11 protein-coding genes are annotated in these 16,596 nt (G+C 74.1%); 4 read left to right on the forward strand and 7 right to left on the reverse strand.

What is annotated here, in order from left to right:
* On the reverse strand, positions 1-5,216 hold a 5,216-nt coding region (locus ACFO4E_RS27290; RefSeq protein ID WP_378579695.1), incomplete at its 3' end, for a beta-ketoacyl synthase N-terminal-like domain-containing protein.
* A gap of 433 nt (positions 5,217-5,649) precedes the next feature.
* Here ACFO4E_RS27290 and ACFO4E_RS27295 point away from each other — a divergent pair.
* Entirely contained in the window at positions 5,650-6,735 is a 1,086-nt protein-coding gene (locus ACFO4E_RS27295) for a 3-dehydroquinate synthase family protein (protein WP_378579697.1), read from the forward strand.
* 21 nt (positions 6,736-6,756) lie between these two features.
* Here the strand turns inward: ACFO4E_RS27295 and ACFO4E_RS27300 are convergent, their stop codons facing one another.
* The 3 genes from ACFO4E_RS27300 to ACFO4E_RS27310 are packed head-to-tail and all read right to left on the reverse strand — an operon-like array spanning position 6,757 to position 9,721.
* Complete coding sequence (locus tag ACFO4E_RS27300; protein ID WP_378579699.1) at positions 6,757-7,428, reverse strand: HAD-IA family hydrolase; 672 nt, start codon at positions 7,426-7,428, stop codon at positions 6,757-6,759.
* Positions 7,425-8,558: a Gfo/Idh/MocA family protein gene (locus ACFO4E_RS27305; protein ID WP_378579701.1), complete on the reverse strand. Its 1,134-nt coding sequence runs from the start codon at positions 8,556-8,558 to the stop codon at positions 7,425-7,427. The genes ACFO4E_RS27300 and ACFO4E_RS27305 overlap by 4 nt, the downstream gene beginning before the upstream one ends.
* Positions 8,555-9,721, reverse strand: coding sequence for a DegT/DnrJ/EryC1/StrS family aminotransferase (locus ACFO4E_RS27310; RefSeq protein WP_378579703.1), 1,167 nt, complete (start codon positions 9,719-9,721; stop codon positions 8,555-8,557). The genes ACFO4E_RS27305 and ACFO4E_RS27310 overlap by 4 nt, the downstream gene beginning before the upstream one ends.
* A gap of 283 nt (positions 9,722-10,004) precedes the next feature.
* Between ACFO4E_RS27310 and ACFO4E_RS27315 the strand changes: the two genes are divergently transcribed.
* The gene (locus ACFO4E_RS27315) at positions 10,005-10,439 is read left to right on the forward strand and encodes a type II 3-dehydroquinate dehydratase (protein ID WP_378579705.1); all 435 of its coding nucleotides are present in this window, start codon (positions 10,005-10,007) and stop codon (positions 10,437-10,439) included.
* On the opposite strand, the gene ACFO4E_RS27320 is transcribed toward ACFO4E_RS27315, so the two are convergent.
* Both ACFO4E_RS27320 and ACFO4E_RS27325 read right to left on the reverse strand, forming a co-directional pair.
* Positions 10,440-11,342 (reverse strand): ROK family protein, encoded by a 903-nt coding sequence (locus ACFO4E_RS27320; RefSeq protein WP_378579707.1) that lies wholly within the window; start codon positions 11,340-11,342, stop codon positions 10,440-10,442.
* Positions 11,343-11,367: 25 nt separating this feature from the next.
* Positions 11,368-13,368: a carbamoyltransferase family protein gene (locus tag ACFO4E_RS27325; RefSeq protein ID WP_378579709.1), complete on the reverse strand. Its 2,001-nt coding sequence runs from the start codon at positions 13,366-13,368 to the stop codon at positions 11,368-11,370.
* A 370-nt stretch (positions 13,369-13,738) separates the two neighbouring features.
* On the opposite strand from ACFO4E_RS27325, the gene ACFO4E_RS27330 reads away from it, so the two are divergent.
* Complete coding sequence (locus ACFO4E_RS27330; RefSeq protein ID WP_378579711.1) at positions 13,739-14,104, forward strand: YciI family protein; 366 nt, start codon at positions 13,739-13,741, stop codon at positions 14,102-14,104.
* A 28-nt stretch (positions 14,105-14,132) separates the two neighbouring features.
* Complete coding sequence (locus ACFO4E_RS27335; RefSeq protein WP_378579713.1) at positions 14,133-15,431, forward strand: cation:proton antiporter; 1,299 nt, start codon at positions 14,133-14,135, stop codon at positions 15,429-15,431.
* Here the strand turns inward: ACFO4E_RS27335 and ACFO4E_RS27340 are convergent.
* A complete protein-coding gene (locus ACFO4E_RS27340; protein WP_378579715.1) occupies positions 15,392-16,528 on the reverse strand; it encodes an acyltransferase family protein in 1,137 nt (378 codons plus the stop codon). The genes ACFO4E_RS27335 and ACFO4E_RS27340 overlap by 40 nt on opposite strands.
* Between the last annotated feature and the right edge of the window lie 68 nt (positions 16,529-16,596).

Below are 16,596 nucleotides of genomic sequence, written 5' to 3' on the forward strand. Positions count from 1 at the left end.
AACACCAACCGACCAGAAACATCCGCCACCCCCGACACCACACCCGGAACGGCACCACCCCCGGCCCACGCCCCCAGCACAGCCCCGGCCTCATCGGCATCCCCCGCGACCACCACCGCCCGATCCCGCAACGCCGCACGCGACACCACCAACGACAACGCGGCATCAGCCAGACCAGAAGCACCCGCCGAACCCGCCACCGAACCCGAACCCGAACCCAGCCACGCCCCCACCCGCGCCGCCTGCGCCCGCACACCCTCCACCCCCACACCCGACACCACCACCGGAACCACACCGGAAAGCGGAGCCGTGGCATCCGTCCGGGGGTGCTCGGGCTCGGGTCCGGGAGCGTGTTCGAGGATGAGGTGGGCATTGGTGCCGCTCACCCCGAACGACGACACCGCGGCGCGGCGCGGCCGACCGGTCCGGGGCCACTCCCGCGACTCCGCCAGCAGCTCCACCGCCCCCGCCGACCAATCCACCTCCGAAGACGGCGCGTCGACGTGCAGCGTCCGCGGCAAAAGCCCATGGCCCATCGCCATAACGGCCTTGATGACCCCGCCCACACCAGCAGCCGCCTGCGCATGACCGATATTCGACTTCAACGACCCCAACCACAGGGGACGGTCGGCGGGACGCCCGCGCCCATACGTCGCCAACAGCGCCTGCGCCTCGATCGGATCACCCAACCGGGTACCGGTGCCGTGCGCCTCCACCGCGTCGACGTCCGCAGGGCCCAATCCGGCATCGGCCAGCGCGGCGCGGATGACGCGCTCCTGCGACGGCCCGTTCGGCGCCGTCAGCCCGTTGGAGGCACCGTCCTGGTTCACCGCCGACCCCCGCACCACCGCCAGCACCGGATGCCCATTCCGCCGCGCATCCGACACCCGCTCCAACAACACCAATCCCACCCCCTCGGCCCAGCCCGTGCCATCGGCCGACGCCGAGAACGCCTTGCACCGGCCATCGGGTGCCAGCGCACGCTGCCGCGAGAACTCCACGAACGAGTCCGGGGAGGACATGACGGTGGCGCCTCCGGCGAGGGCCATGGAGCACTCGCCCCGCCGCAGCGCCTGAGCCGCCAGGTGGATCGCCACCAGCGACGACGAACACGCCGTGTCGACGGTGATGGCCTGGCCCTCCAAGCCGAGGGTGTAGGCCACCCGGCCCGAGGCGACGCTGCCGGCCGTGCCCGTGCTGAGGTGGCCTTCGCTGCCGTGGGAACCGGTGGCACCGGACGCGTAGTCGTGCGACATGATTCCGGCGAAGACGCCGATGTCGCGGCCCTTCAGCGACGACGGATCGATCCCCGCCCGCTCCACGGTCTCCCACGACACCTCCAGCAACAGCCGCTGCTGGGGGTCCATCGCCAGCGCCTCACGCGGCGAGATCCCGAAGAACCCGGCATCGAACCCCGCCGCGTCAGCCAGGAACCCTCCTTCACGCACATACGAGGTGCCCGCATGATCGGGATCAGGGTCGAACAGCGCCCCCAGATCCCACCCCCGGTCCGCCGGGAACGCCCCTACCGCGTCGACGCCGTCGGCGACCAGCCGCCACAGGTCCTCCGGCGAGGAGACACCGCCCGGGAACCGGCACCCCATGGCCACGATCGCGATCGGCTCGTCTGCGGAGGACGTCCGGGGACGATCAGGGGCGGGGCGGTCGGCGGGGTCGTCCGTGGACGCCCCCGCGAGTCGCGCGCCGATCATGCGGGCCACCCCCTCGGGGGTGGGGTGGTCGAAGACGAGGGTCGCGGGAAGCCGCAGCCCGGTGGCGGCGCTCAGCCGGTTGCGGAGGGCCACCCCCGTGGCCGAGGTGAAGCCGAGATCGGCGAAGGAGACGTCGCCGGGCACGGGCGGGGCACCGGGCACGCCCCGCACCAGTGCGGTCTCGGTGCGGACGAAGTCCACGAGCGCGTAACGGCGCTCGCGTTCGGACAGCGACCGGAGCCGCCGTTCCAGGCCGTCGCGTACGGCGTGGTCGGGGCGGGCGGGCTGGTGGGTGTCGACGAGGTGCGCGAAGAGCGGCGGGAGCGGCGGCGCACCGGAGGCGGGGAGGGTGTCGGCGTCGAGCCGCATGGCAAGGAGGTGGGCCCGGCCCGCCCGGTGGGCGGCGTCGAACACCGCCAGGCCCTCGTGGAGGGTCAGCCGGCCGGCCCCGGCGGGGTCGGGGTCGTCGTCCTCGTTGCCGGGCTCGTCCGGGTCCCAGGCCAGGGCCACGGCGGAGGCGCCGAAGGCGCGGCGCTCCTCCATGAGGGCTTCGAGGGCGGCCTCGGCGGCCGCGGTGTCCTCGTGGCCGGCCGCTCCCAGGAGTCCCGCGCTGCCGGTGAGCACGGTGAAGGACGCGGGGTCCGAGCCGCGGGTGAGGTCGTGCAGGTTCCAGGCCGCTGTGACGACGCGCCGGATGAGGTCGGCGCGTGTGCCGGGTGCGACGGGGTCGGGCGCGTACACCACCGCGGTGACGGGCCGTTCGAGGCGTTCCAGGCGCGCGGCGACGGCGGTCCGGTCGGCGGCGTCGCAGGCCGCGAGATCGGCCCGGGCTCCGGCGCGCACGAGGTCGGCCCGCAGGTCGGCCGCGATGGGGTCGCGCGCGCCGCGAGGGCTGAGGAGGAGGAAGCGGCGGGCCCCGTGCACCGCGGCGAGGTAGCGGGCCGCCGCCGCGCCCTTGGCGGAGCCGGCGCCGGCGACGACGACCGTGCCCCTGGGGGCGAGCGGCGGAGCGGGCGCGTGCGACTCGGCGACGGGCACGCGTGTGAGCCGCGGCGCCATGGCCACCCCCGCCCGCACGGCGATCTGGGGTTCGCCGGATGCCACCGCCGATGCCAGGGCCGCGATGCCCGACGTGTCGGCGGCGCCGGCGGCCTGATCGGCGGTGGGGAACCCGGAGTCGAGGTCGAGGAGGACGAGGAGGCCGGCACGGTCGGGGTGGGCCGCCTGGACCGAGCGCAGCGCCCCCCACACCCCGGCGTGGACGGGGTCGGGCGGGCCGTCCTGGGGACCGGCTGCCACGGCGCGCCGGGTCACGACGACCAGACGGGTGGACGCGGTCCGCGGGTGGTCGGCCCATTCCCGGACCCGGTCGAGAACCCGGCCCACGGTGTCGGCGGTCCGGGCTGCGAGGTCGGCGGAGCCCGGCGGTGCGGAGGCAACGGGCAGGACGGCGGTGCCGGGCGGCTCGGGCGGGCCATCAAGCCCGGTACCCGGCCCGGCCGCCGCCCGACGCGATGACGCATCAGCCGACCGAAGGCCAGGGTCGACGGGATCCGACCAAGCGGAAGAACCCGGCGGGACATGGGCCCCGGACGGCTCACGAAGACCATCAGGCCCCGCACCAGACCCGGCACCAGGCCCGGCCCCCATCCCGCGCGAGGACACATCAGCCGGCCGGGGAGCGGACTCGACAGGACCCGACCACGCCGAAGAACCCGGCAGGACAACGGTGCCGGGCGCCTCGGGCGGCCCGGTGCCCACCGCGAGACCGGGAATCCCGTCGGGCCCCGTACCGGCCCCGGCCGCCGCCCAGCACGGGTGCTCACCGGCGGTCGGCGCGCCGGTGGTGAGGGGGACCCAGTCGACCGCGAACAGGGAGTCGTGGCGTCCACCGCTGGAGGCGCGCAGCCGCGCGGGGGTGGCGCGGAGGAGGTGGCGCCGGGTCTTTCCCGAGGCGGTGCGCGGTATCTGCGCGATCTCGTACAGCTCGTCGGGAACCTTGTGGGCCGACAGGCGCTCCCGGCAGGCGGCGAAGACGGCGCCGGGGTCGGGGGCGTCGCCGTCGGGGACCACGAACGCCACGGGGACCTCGCCCAGGACGTCGTGCGGTCTGCCCACGACCGCGGAGTCGGCGACGCCGGGGACCGTCCGCAGGACGTTCTCGATCTCGGTGGGGTGGATGTTCTCGCCGGCCCGGATGATCAGGTCGTCGATGCGCCCGGTGATGGTGAGATAGCCGTCCTGGTCGCGGCGCGCGAGGTCGCCGGTGCGGTACCAGCCGTCGCGCAGGACGTCGGCGGTGGCCTCGGGCCGGCCGTGGTAGCCCAGCATGACGTTGGGGCCGCGCACCCACACCTCGCCTTCGTCACCGGCCGCGGCGTCGGCGCCGGTATCGCGTTCGACCAGGCGCACGCCCAGGCCGGGGACCGGCAGCCCGCACGAGCCCTCGACCCGGGCTCCGTCGGGCCAGTTCACCGCGATGGAACCGCAGGTCTCGGTGCTGCCGTAGGCATCGATGAGCGGGACTCCGAAGGTGTCCTCGAACGACGCGCGCAGGGACGCGGTGGTGACGGCGCCGCCCACTAGGCACATGCGCAGCGCGGAGGCGTGGAAGCCCTGATCGCGGGCCGCGCGGATCAGGCGGTGGTACAGCGTGGGCACGCCGGCCAGGAAGGTGGAGTCGTCCTCGCGCAGGGCGTCCAGGACGTCGTCGGCGGACTGGGCGTCGACGATGCGCGCGGTGGCGCCGACGGCGGTGACCGCCAGGACGCAGAAGATGTGCGCCAGGCTGTGGAAGAGGGGCAGCGGCCACAGCACGCGGTCGTGCTCGGAGAGGTCGGGCACCGGGACGTAGCAGGCCGCGACCGACCACAGGCAGTTGCGCTGCGTGGACAGCACGCCCTTGGGACGGCCGGTGGTACCCGATGTGTAGAGCATCCAGGCCGGGGCGTCGAGCCCGAGGTCGTCGGCCGCGGGGATGCCGGAGTCGGTGCCGATCAGGTCGGAGTAGCGGACCAGTGCGGCGGGGCCGCCGGGCTCACCAGGCTCAGAGCCGCTGCCGATCAGGTCGGAGTAGCGGGCCGGCGCCGCGGGTCCGCCGGGCTCGGGGTCGGTGACGATGAGGTCCACGCGGGGGCGGAGCCGGCGGATCCGGTCGGCGTGAGCGGGGTCGGTGATCACCAGGCGGGCGCCGCTGTCGTCGAGGATGTGCGCGAGTTCGGAGTCGGTGCCGCGGGGGTCGACGGGCACCCCGATGCCCCCGGCCCGCAGGATCCCGAAGTAACTCTCGACCATCTCGACCCGGTTGCCCAGGCACATGGCCGCGCGGTCGCCCGGCCGCAGCCGGAGCCGGGTGAGGTGCCCGGCGAGCCACCGGGTGGTGCGCTCCAGTTCGGCGTGGCCGACGGTGCGCCGGGAATCGCTGTAGGCCGGCTTCGCGCCGAATCGATCGGCGTTGGCCCGCAGCAGGTCGGGCAGCGGCCGGATCAGATCGCTACGGAGCATGCTGGGGTCGCCTTCCGGTTCGATCCGGGTGTCCCTGGTCGTGTGTCCCGCCCGAATTCCCGCGGAACACATGCCGGTCGCAGTCTCTCGCGCCTTTCGGTGAATTGACCCCCCTATTCACCGCCCGCGGATTGCCTGATCGCACCGACTGCGGTTCGCTGATCCACCCCCCACCTGGCCGTCCGTACTCCTCTCGGACGCGGTTCCGGGGAATGCGCGTTTCCCGGTTACCCGGCGGTGGGTGCATATTGGAATGGCGAACCGTCGGATGGTCGCCTTCGCACCTACACTCGGAACCGGCCGGGAATAATGGACCGGCCTATGGCGGCCATTTCCAGGGGAATGGCCGATGCCGTTCCCCCTTCGGCCGCACCGCCGCCGCGCGGGGGCGTCCGCAAAGGCGGTGGGCGGCCCGGCGGAGGGAATGCCGCACGTGGATGTCACCTCAGCGCCCGGTTCCGCGCGGACCGGCGGCCGTCCGGTCGGCCCCGACCTCTTCCGGGTCGACGTGGCACTGGGCGACCGCTCCTACCCGGTGCTGATCGGAGCGGGGGTCCGCGACCGCCTGCCCGGCGTGATCGCCGGGCTCGGCGCACGGCGGGTGGCCGTGGTGTCGGCGCGCCCGTCCGCATGGGCGCCCGATCCCGGGGTGCCGTACCGGCTGATCGCCGTCCGCGACGGCGAGGCCGACAAGACCCTGGCGACCGTCGAGCGGTTGTGCCGCGAGTTCGTCGATGCCGGTCTGACCAGGTACGACGCCGTCGTCTCCTGCGGCGGGGGGACCGTGACCGACACCGTGGGCCTGGCCGCCGCGCTGTACCACCGGGGTGTCGCGGTGGTCCACCTGCCCACGTCGCTCCTCGCCCAGGTCGACGCCGGCGTGGGCGGCAAGACGGCGGTGAACCTCCCCGAGGGCAAGAACCTGGTCGGGGCCTTCTGGCAGCCCCGTGCGGTGCTGTGCGACACCGACTACCTCGGCACCCTGCCGCGGCGCGAGCTGCTGAACGGCTACGGCGAGATCGCGCGCTGCCATTTCATCGGCGCCGGCGACCTTCGCGGCCGCCCCGTGGCGGAGCAGATCGCGGCGAGCGTGGCCCGCAAGGCCGAGATCGTCGCGGCCGACGAGCGCGATTCGGGCCTGCGCCACCTGCTCAACTACGGGCACACGCTGGGCCACGCCCTGGAGACCGCCACCGGTTTCGCCATGCGGCACGGCGAGGGCGTGGCGGTAGGGACCGTGTTCGCCGGGCTGCTGGCCCGCCGCCTGGGCCGGATCGGCGCCGAGCGGGAACGCGAGCACCTCGACGTGGTGGCCGGCTACGGGCTGCCGACCGCGCTGCCCGCCGAGGTATCGGACGACCGGCTGCTGGCATTGATGCGGCGGGACAAGAAGGCGGCGACCGGCCTGGCGTTCGTCCTCGACGGCCCGCGGGGCGCGGAGCTGGTGCGCGACGTCCCCGCGGCGGCGGTCGCCGGGGCGCTCCGGGCCATGCCCCGAGCCCGCCCCGGCGCCGGTTGATCCCGCCCCTCCTCGTGGCCGCTATCCGCCCGACACCGGCGCCGGGCACCAGGCCAGCAGCTCGGCCGGGGAGCGCAGCGCGTGGTCGGGGCGTTCGCGCAGCAGCGCGGCGGGGTCGGTCTCCCCCCACAGCGCGGCCACGGCCGTGACACCGGCGGCGCGGGCGCTGGCGAGGTCGGCCACGGAGTCGCCGACCATCATGGCGTCGGCCGACCGCTCTCCGAGCAGGGCGAGCGCGTGCTCCACGATGTCGGGCGCCGGTTTGGGGCGCGGGATCTCGTCGGAGCCGATCACGTGGTCGAACAGGTCCAGCACGCCGAGCCCGCCGAGCAGGGAGCGTGCGCGCGGCCCGCTCTTGCCGGTGGCGACCGCGAGGCCGAGCCCGCGGTCGCGCAGCGCCGTGACGGTCTCCACCACACCGTCGTAGAGCGTGACCCGGTGGGCGAGCCGGTGGCTCTCGCGGACGAACGGGCCCTCCATCTCCAGCGGCAGGCCCATGGTCCGCATGATGTCGGGGAAGTAGCGGCCCAGGTGGCGGTTGTACTCGGCGAAGGGCGCGGGGCCGGGCCCCACGACCTCGGCGTAGGCCGCGGTGAACGCCGCGCGCATCACGTCGAAGCTGTCGACGATCACGCCGTCGAGGTCGAAGACGACCGCACGCACCCGGCGCCGCCGGTCGGGGTCAGTGCTCATGCCCATCCCTCCTCAGGGATCGCGTGCACGCTCGCCCGCGGGTGCCGGGAGCGGGCCGATACGTAGAGGCCCTCGATTCCCGCGATGATCCGGCGGGCGTCGCGCACCGCCCGTCCGGGTGCGCCGGGGTCGGCGAGCAGGTCGGGCAGCAGGTCGATCTGCCGGTCGTACTCGGTGCCCACGGGCTCGTCGGGCAGCGCGACGTCGATGGTGTGGCCGTCGCGGACGAGGGTGAGCGAGGAGTGGTCGGGGCGGTTGGGGCTGAATCCGAACGTGCAGCCGAGGGTGGCGCTGCCGTCGCTGCCGTCGACCGTGACCGTCGTGGTGTCCCGCGGCTGGTGCGACGCCCAGCTCGCCCGCAGTGCGATGGACACGCCTTGGCGGGTGGTGAGGAAGCCGCGGGCGGTGTCCTCGACGTCGCCGTCGGGCGGCGCGGCGGTGGCGCCGCCCCGCCAGGCGGCCCTCCGCGAGTGGGCGTTGACGAAATCGGCGGAGGTGGCACCCACGATCCCGTCGAACTCCACCGGCCCCACGAGCGACAACGCGGTGTCGAGGAGGTGCCAGCCCAGGTCGAGCAGCGCCCCGCCGCCGGCGAGGCGCCGGTGGGTGAACCACCCTCCGGCGTCGGGAACCCCCCGCGCGCGCACCCAGGCGAGCTCCACGTGGCGGATCCGCCCCAGCGACGGCAGGGTGTCGTGCAGGACCCGGATGTCGCCGCGGAGCCGGGCGGCGCTGCCCGCGAGCAGCGCCGCGCCGGACGCGCGTTCGGCCTCCTCCAGCCGGTCGGCCTCGGCGGAGTCGAGGCACACCGGTTTCTCCAGGAAGACCGGCACGCCGCGGCCCAGCAGGCGGACGGCCACGGCGCAGTGCGCGTGGTTGGGGACGGCGACCACGGCGAGGTCGGCGGCTCTCGGCGGGAGGTCGTCGGTGTCGGGGAACAGCGGGGTCCCCGCCGCGGCCCGCTCGAAGGCCGTGCGCGCCTCCGGGTCGGGGTCGACCGCGGCGGTCACGGCGAAGCCGGGGTGGCGCCGCAGCCGGGGCAGCCAGATCGATGTGGCCGCCCACCCGAGCCCGACCAGGGCGACCCGGATCGGCGCGGCGGTCCCGGCCGCGGAGCGCCGGGGGCTCACGTCCCGTCCAGTACATCGGCGATGGCGGAGGCGGCGGTGTGGATCTGTTCGGGCGATCCCAGCAGGACCCGGTGGTGCAGCCACACGCAGTCGCGGCTGATGGACTCGGCGTTGGGGCAGCGGCGCGCGATGTCCTCGACCGATTCATCGGGCGCGCCGACCTCCCAGAAGGCGTCGGTGCGGTGGATCGCCCGGAACGCGACGAACGCCGGGATACCGCGTTCGACCAGGGCGTCGACGACGGCGTTGCGGGCGTCCTCGCCGATCCCGGGCAGGCGGAACATCGCCATGTAGTGGGGGTTGCGGTCACAGCGGGGGTCGCGGGCCTGGGGCTGGACGCCGGGGATGTCCGCGAGCAACCGGTCGAGCAGGGGCGATCGCTGCTCGCGGACGTCGATCTGGTCTTCCAGCCGGGCCAGCTGCGCGCGCAGCACGGCCGCGGAGAACTCGTTGAGCCGGAAGTTGGAGCCCGAGGTCCGGTGGAAGTAGGCGCGGTCGGTGCGGGGCCGCCCGCAGCTGTGCCGGAGGAAGCCGGCGGCGTGGGAGCCGGCGTCGGGGAAGAGGACGGCGCCGCCCTCGCCGGCGGTCATGAGCTTGCCGTTCTGGAAGCTGAACGCGGCGATCGAGCCGAGTTCGCCGACGCGCCTGCCCTGCCAGCGCGCGCCGTGGGCGTGGGCGGCGTCCTGGATGAGGGGGACCCCGGAGTCCAGGGAGAGCTTCGCGAGGGCGTCCATGTCGCAGAAGTGGCCGGCCATGTGCACCGGCATGATGGCGCGGGTCCGGGGGCCGATCGCGGACTCGACCGCCGCGGGGTCGATGCAGTAGGTGTCGGGGTCGACGTCGACGGGCACCGCGACCGCGCCCAGCCGCTGCACCGCCTGGGAGGAGGAGATGAACGTGAAGGCCGGCACGATGACCTCGGCGCCGGCGCCGACGCCGAGGACCTCCAGCGCCAGTTCCAGGGCGTGTGTGCCGTTGGTGACCGCCAGCGCGTGCGGGGCGCCGTGGTGGTCGCCGAACTCCTGCTCGAACGCGTCGACCTCGGACCCGCCCATGCGCCACCACTGGCCCTGCTCCAGCGCGCGGATCAGCCCTTCGCGTTCCTCGTGGCCGTATTGGGGCCACGCCGGAAATGCGGACCGTCGATCCGATCCAGGGTTCATATCAGCCCACTCCAGCTTCATTCCGACAATCGGACGGTCGAATCACGTGGAAATTCCGGCCCGGATCCGCGCGGGAAGAAAGGACGACCCCACCCCGCGTGAGCATGCACGACACCGACCGGACGCCGGATTCAGGATCCTAATGACGGAGCACGCCGGCTCCAACCCCCTATATTCACGGGCACCCCCCTCATTTCCCGTCCTCCGTCGCGGAATTCCCCCGGAAGGGCCTACATTCAAAGGGATCGCGCCGGGCGGCCGCCTTTTTTCGATGGGAGACGCGGTGAACGAGGTACTGCTGCTGAACGGCCCCAACCTGGGCATGCTCGGGCGCCGCGAGGTCGGCGTCTACGGGACCGACACCCTCGACGACATCGAGAAGGCGGTCGCCGAGGAGGTCTCCGACCGCGGCTGGCGGCCGGTGGCCCGCCAGCACGACGGCGAGGGCGAGCTGATCCGCACCCTCCAGGAGCACTACGGCGCGGTCGGGGCCATCATCAACCCCGGGGCCCTGATGATCGCCGGGTGGAGCCTGCGCGACGCGCTCGCCGCCTATCCGCGCCCGTGGATCGAGGTGCACATCTCCAACATCTGGGCGCGCGAGTCCTTCCGGCACGCGTCCGTGCTCGCCCCTGTGGCCGACGGCGTGATCGCGGGTCTGGGCACCCAGGGCTACCGGCTCGCGGCACGCGCGCTGCGCGCGGCCGTACCCGGCTGATCAATCGGCCGCGGGGTCGGCCGCGGCGGCCTGCACCGCACCGTGCAGGGACGACCACCCGCCGAGCGCGGCCGCCCGGACCTCGGGCACCGCGTGCCCCGGACGGGCCAGGGCCGCGGTGCGCTCATCCACCAGCGCGACCAGCTCCGGCATCGCGGCGGCGAACCCGCCGCCGATCACCGCCACGGAGGGCCGCAGCAGCTCACCCACGCCCACCACCGCCGCGGCCAGGGCGTCGCACCCCGGGGCCACTGCGGACACCGCCCAGGGCCGGTCGGCCGCCAGGGAGTCGCGCAGCTCCGCGAAGCCGGTGTCGCGCCCCCGCAGCCGCGCCGCGCGCCGCAGGAAGGCGGGGCCCGATGCGGCCGCCTGGAGGCAGCCGACCCGGCCGCAGTCGCACCGCGGCCCCGACCGGTCGACCGGCAGGTGGCCGATCTCGAACGACCCGCGGCGCGCCCCGGGGCAGGGCCGGCCCCCGAGCACGATGCCCCCGCCCACACCGGTGCCCACTCCCACGTACAGGAGGTCGGCGGCTCCGGCCGCGCGGGCCTCGGCCACAGCGGCGAGATCGCCGTCGTCGGCACAGCGCAAAGGGGCACCGGGGACGAGGGCGAGCAGCGCCGATCGCAGGTCGGCGCCGACCCAGCCGGACCGCCCGGGCCAGGCCGCCACCCGGCCGGAGGCGTCGAGCGTGGCCGGCGACGCGACGCCGACGCCCTCGATCCCGCCGCCCCACGCGTCGCGCAGCCGGCCCACCGCCGCGGCGAGGGCGGCGAGGTCGGGCCGGGGGTCGCCGGGCGCGGCACTCGGCCAGCGAAACGAGGTGGAAAAAGGCTCCCGGCCCTCGCCCTCGACGCGCAGCGCCACCTTGGTCCCGCCGATGTCGATGCCCAGGCGGCTCATCGGGGTCCTCTCGTGTGGGCGGCCCTCACAGGGGCCGCAGCTCGAAGAACCTCCGCTGCCACAGCTCGAACAGCTCGGCCATGACGGCCGGGCCGGGGTCGCCGCCCGGGCCGGCGATGGGCCGGGCGGGGTCGGCGTGCTCCAGCAGGTCGAACACCTCGGGCGACACCCGGGCGCGCGGCCCGGTGGAGTAGTCGAGGTGGATCTCGTGGGTGACCGCCCGCGCGCCGGAGGCCAGGGCCCGCACGCGCCTGGCCAGCCGGGTGACCGGCCGGAACCGCAGCGCGAAGCCGCCGAACCCGAGGGGGGCCTCGGGGGTGCGCCGGACCAGGAGGTCGTCGACGACGAGGTAGTCGAGTTCCGTGGTCAGGAACCCGGTCACGGCGTCGTGGACGCTCTGCACGATGGGTTCGGCGTTGTTGTTGAACGAGGTGTTGAGCAGCACGGGCGTGCCGGTGAGCTCGCCGAACCGGGCGATGAGGCGGTGGAACCGCTCGTTGGCCCGCGGGTCGACCACCTGCACGCGCGCGGTGCCGTCGACGTGGGTGACCGCGCCCAGGGTGGCACGGTGCTCCTCGCGCACCGGCACGACGAAGGACATGAAGTCGTGGTCGGCTCCGGTGGCGGAGAGGTCGAAGTAGCGGGCCGCCGCCTCGGCGGTGACCGCCGGCGCGAAGGGCCGGAAGCCCTCGCGCTTCTTGACCATGGCGTTGATCCGGGTCCGGTTCTCCTGGGGCCGCGGATCGGCGAGGATGCTGCGGTTGCCCAGCGCCCGGGGTCCGAACTCCGAGCCCCCGTGGGCCCAGCCGACGACCGCGCCGCCGGCCAGCAGCCGCGCGGTGGTGTCGACGATGTCGCCGGGGCGCTCGGCCGCGACCAGCGGGCTCCAGGAGGCGATCTGGGCCTCGATCTCGGCGGCGGATCCGAGGCCGGGGCCCACGGCCGCGCCGCGCAGGCGCGCGACGGGGCGGAGGGGGCCGCCGAGCGCGCGCTGGGCGGCGAGCGCGGCGCCGTCGCCGGCGCCGGAGTCGTGCGACGCCGGGTGGACGAATACGTGCTCGAAGATCCCCGAGCGCAGGACGGCACCGTTGAGGCTGCTGTTGTGGGCGACCCCGCCGCCGAAGCACAGCCGGGTGAGGCCGGTGGCCGCGGCCCAGTGGCGCAGCACGTGCAGCGCGATCTCCTCGACGCACGCCTGGAGTCCGGCCGCGAGGTCCTTGTGGTCCCGGGTGAACGGGGCGTCCCTGCGCCGCGGGGCCACCCCGGCCGCGGCGAACGCCGGCCCGATCAGGTTGGGGACGGCGGCGCTGTGGTGGATCTCGTAGCCGCCCTTGTCCCCCAGGGTGTACAGCTCGGCGAAGACGTCGCGGAAGCGGTCGGGGTCGCCGTAGGGCGCGAGCCCCATGACCTTGTATTCGTCGCCGAACCTGTAGCCGAGGAAGGTGGTGGCGTTGAGGTAGAGGCCGCCCAGCGAGAGCGCCCTGGGGTAGACGGCCAGGCTCTCCAGGTGGCCGCCCGCGGCGCGGAACACGGTGCCCGATTCGGTTTCGCCGCTGCCGTCCATGACCACGACCAGGGCGTCGGCCATGCCGGATCGCACGAACGAGGACGTGGCGTGCGCGACGTGGTGGGGGGTGTAGATGAGCCGGTCGTCGGGCAGGTCCCAGTCGAATTCCGCCTTGAGCCGGTCCTTGATGAGCCTCCGCGAGTGCCGCACCGGGATCTCCGGGGCCTCGGTGTAGAGCTGGTCGAGCACGGCGTCCATGTGGTCTTCGCGGAAGTAGTAGCCCACGGCGTCGATGTCGGCCGGGGCGACCCCGGCCGTGGCCATGCAGGCGCGGATGGCGTTGACCGGGAACTTGGTGGTCTTCTTGATCCGGTTGAGCCGTTCCTCCTCGACCGCGGCGATCAGCTCTCCGTCCCTCACCAGGCACGCCGAGGCGTCGTGGAAGAAGAATTCCAGCATGTCGGGCACCAGATCGGTGTCCTCGGCCGAGAAATTCCCGTTCAGGCCGAGTGTCAGCATAATCGTTCACCGGACCCGTCGATTTCGGAGAATTCGGGGGAAGGGGATCGGGAGGAAGCGGCCCGGGAGAGCGAACCCGGATGGGGGATCGCCGACCGGAAGCGGACGGCCCGCGCCTGCGCACCGGAGATCCCGTCGGCCGATCCCGCACCCCGGCGTCTTCAGATTATCGATCCACCGCAATCGAAAACAGTTCCGCGTTTCCACCGGGCGCCCATCGCCGGGAAACCCCCACACGCACCCGAAACAGCAGCGGAATACGAACGGGAATTCATTGACAATCGTCTCCGCGTTCCGTTCGAATATCCGGTGGACCTTCCGCGCCTTTTCCGTACCGGGCCGGCCCGCGTCCGAATCGAAAGGACCCGATGTGCGCTATCTGATCCTCATTCCGACCAATGCCGGGCGCTGGGCCACCCTGCCCCAGTCCGAACGCGACCGGCGCCTGGACGAGCACATAGCGTTCACCCGGTCGATCATCGCGAGCGGCGAGCACATCGACGGCGCCGTGCTCTCGGTCCCTTCGGCGGCGCGCACCGTACGGCTGCGCGACGGCGCGGTCGAGGTGACCGACGGCCCCCTGACCGAGTCCGAGGAGTACCTCGGCGGCTACTACCTCGTCGAATGCGCGAGCGACGACCGCGCCGCCGAGATCGCCGCGCGGGTGCCCGACGCCCGGCTCGGGCCGGTCGAGGTCCGGTCGCTGAAGACCATCACCGGGCTCATGGTCCGATGACCGGCCGCGCGCGAACGGAGCGCTGACCGTGTCCGTCCCCTCGCTCGCCGACGCGGCGCACACCGCGGCGGCGCTCGCCGCCGTCCTGCTGCTGGCGTGGGCGGGCCGCGCCGCCTTCCGCGCCATCCGCCAGCCCCCGGTGATCGGGGAGATCGCGGTCGGGCTGGTCCTGGGCCCGGTCGTCGTCGCGCTGGCCGGGCACGGCGTCCTCGACACCCTGCTCCCCGCCCACGTGCTGGCGGCGCTGCGGCACGTGGGCCACGCCGGGCTCATGCTGTTCCTCCTGGGCATCGCCCACGAGTTGCGCGCCCGCGGGAGCGCGACCGGGAACCGCGCGGTGGTGTGGGTGGCCTCGACCTCCTTCCTGCCCGCACTGGCGGCGGGGGCCGCGGCCGCGTTGTGGATCGACCGCTCCGGCGGGGCCGCACTGCGCGGCGACGCCCCGCTGTCGTCCTTCGTCCTGCTGCTGGCGGTGGCCTTCGCGGTCACGGCGGTCCCGGTCCTGGCCCGCATCCTCGCCGACCGCGGCATGACGGCGACCACCGCGGGCCGGCTGTCGCTCCAGGCGGCGGTGGTCATGGACGTCCCGGCCTGGCTGCTGCTCGCGGTCGCGGTGGGCGGATCGGGCGGCGACCTCGCCGTGCCGTCCGCGGTCCTGGCGGGATGCGTCGCCGCGGTCCTGCTCGTCCGGCCACTCCTGGCCGGCGGCCCGGCCGGAGCGTTCTGCGCCCGGTCGCCGGCGGCCACCGCCGTGCTCCTGGCGGCGGCCACCCTCATGGTCGCCTCGGCCACCGAGCACCTCGGTCTCACCTCGCTGTTCGGCGCCTTCGCCGTGGGCTTCATGGTCCCCGCCGACTCCGACCGCGCGCCGTGGTCCGCGGCCGTGGGCCGGGTGGCGCGTATCGGCGACCGGCTGATGCCCGTGTTCTTCCTGGTCACAGGGGTCACCATCGTCTCCGGTCCGCTCGGCGGCATGCCGTGGTCGGTCATGGGGGCGGTGACCCTGCTGGCCATCGCGGTCAAGACCGCCACCGGCTACCTCGGCGGGCGCCTGGGCGGGGAGTCGCACGCCACCGGCCTGCGGCTGGCCGCGCTGATGAACACCCGCGGCCTGACCGAGATCGTGGTCCTCCAGGCGGGGTTCAGCGCGGGTATCCTCAGCCCCCCGCTGTTCGCCGCCCTGCTGGGGATGACGCTGATCACCACGTGCCTGACCGCGCCGCTGCTGTCGCTCATCGACCGCGCCGCCGGGCCCGAGGAGGGCGCGGCCGCCCGGCCGGCCGCGGCTCAGACCCGGGGCGCACGGTCGGACACCGGCCGCGAGTAGCGGCGGACCAGCGGGTTCTCGACATAGCGGAACATGGCGACCGCGAGCAGCTGGCAGACGACGAACATGCCCGCGATGATCAGCGACCCCTCGAGGAGCCCGACATCGCGCCCCGGGCCGACCAGGTGCCGGGTGACCGCCATGACCGGATAGTGCAGGAGGTACATGGCGTAGGACGCGTCGCCCAAGGCGACCACGGCCGGGTGCCGCAGCCACCCCGGCGTGCCCCGCGCATCGCGCACGGCCAGGAGCGGGATCAGCAGGCACAGCGCGATGATGAGCACCCCGCTGCGGCCGTAGATGGGCGGCAGGGCCAGGGTCGCCAGGTAGACCAGGCCCGTCGCGGCGGCGACCGTCCAGGGTCCGATACCGGGCCAGCGCCCGGCCCGGACGATGAGGGCGAGCACCACGCCGAGCAGGAACTCGGGCAGCCGGACCACCGGCATGAAGTACACGAGCCAGGTCTCGGTGAAGGTCAGGGGCGGCCACAGCGGCCAGGCCGGGCCGTCGATCGCGGTGTCGATGAGCGCCGGCGCGGCGGCGACGGCCGCGGCGACACCCCCGAACCACCACCACAGGTGGCGGGCCGGGATGCGCCGCAGCGGGCCGATCAGCAGCGGGAAGACCAGGTAGAAGAAGAGCTCGGCCGACACCGACCAGGAGATCCCGTTGACGCTGAGCAGGTAGGACGGCACCGGGATCCAGGTCTGGACCAGGGCGAGGTTCGCCAGCGCCGGGCCGGGGTCGGGCAGCGGGCCCAGCATCGGCAGCGGGCCGAAGACCGCGCCGATCAGCACCAGGGTCAGCGTCCAGGAGATGACGTGGTTCGGGAAGATCTTCACCACGCGGCGGCGCCAGAAGCGGGCGGCGGTGTCGTTCTTCGGCGCCGACCAGGTCAGGGCGAACCCGCTGAGGACGAAGAAGCACGACAGCGAGGCGATCCCGTAGGGCGCGATCACCCCGAGGTCGTTCAGGGCGTCGTCGGCGAAGAACCTGGCGGTCTCCAGGGCATGGGTCAAGAAGACCAGGACGGCGAGGACGAAGCGGAGGCCGGTGAGCGAGTCCAGCCGGTCTGGCGGCGGAGGCGGAGCGGTCATACGGGACTCCTAGCGCGGAAACCCCTGATGGCTCGGTCACGGTCGGTCCGCGGGTGCCGCGCCGACCG

Source organism: Nocardiopsis mangrovi (genome assembly GCF_042653925.1).
GTDB lineage: Bacteria > Actinomycetota > Actinomycetes > Streptosporangiales > Streptosporangiaceae > Nocardiopsis_B > Nocardiopsis_B mangrovi.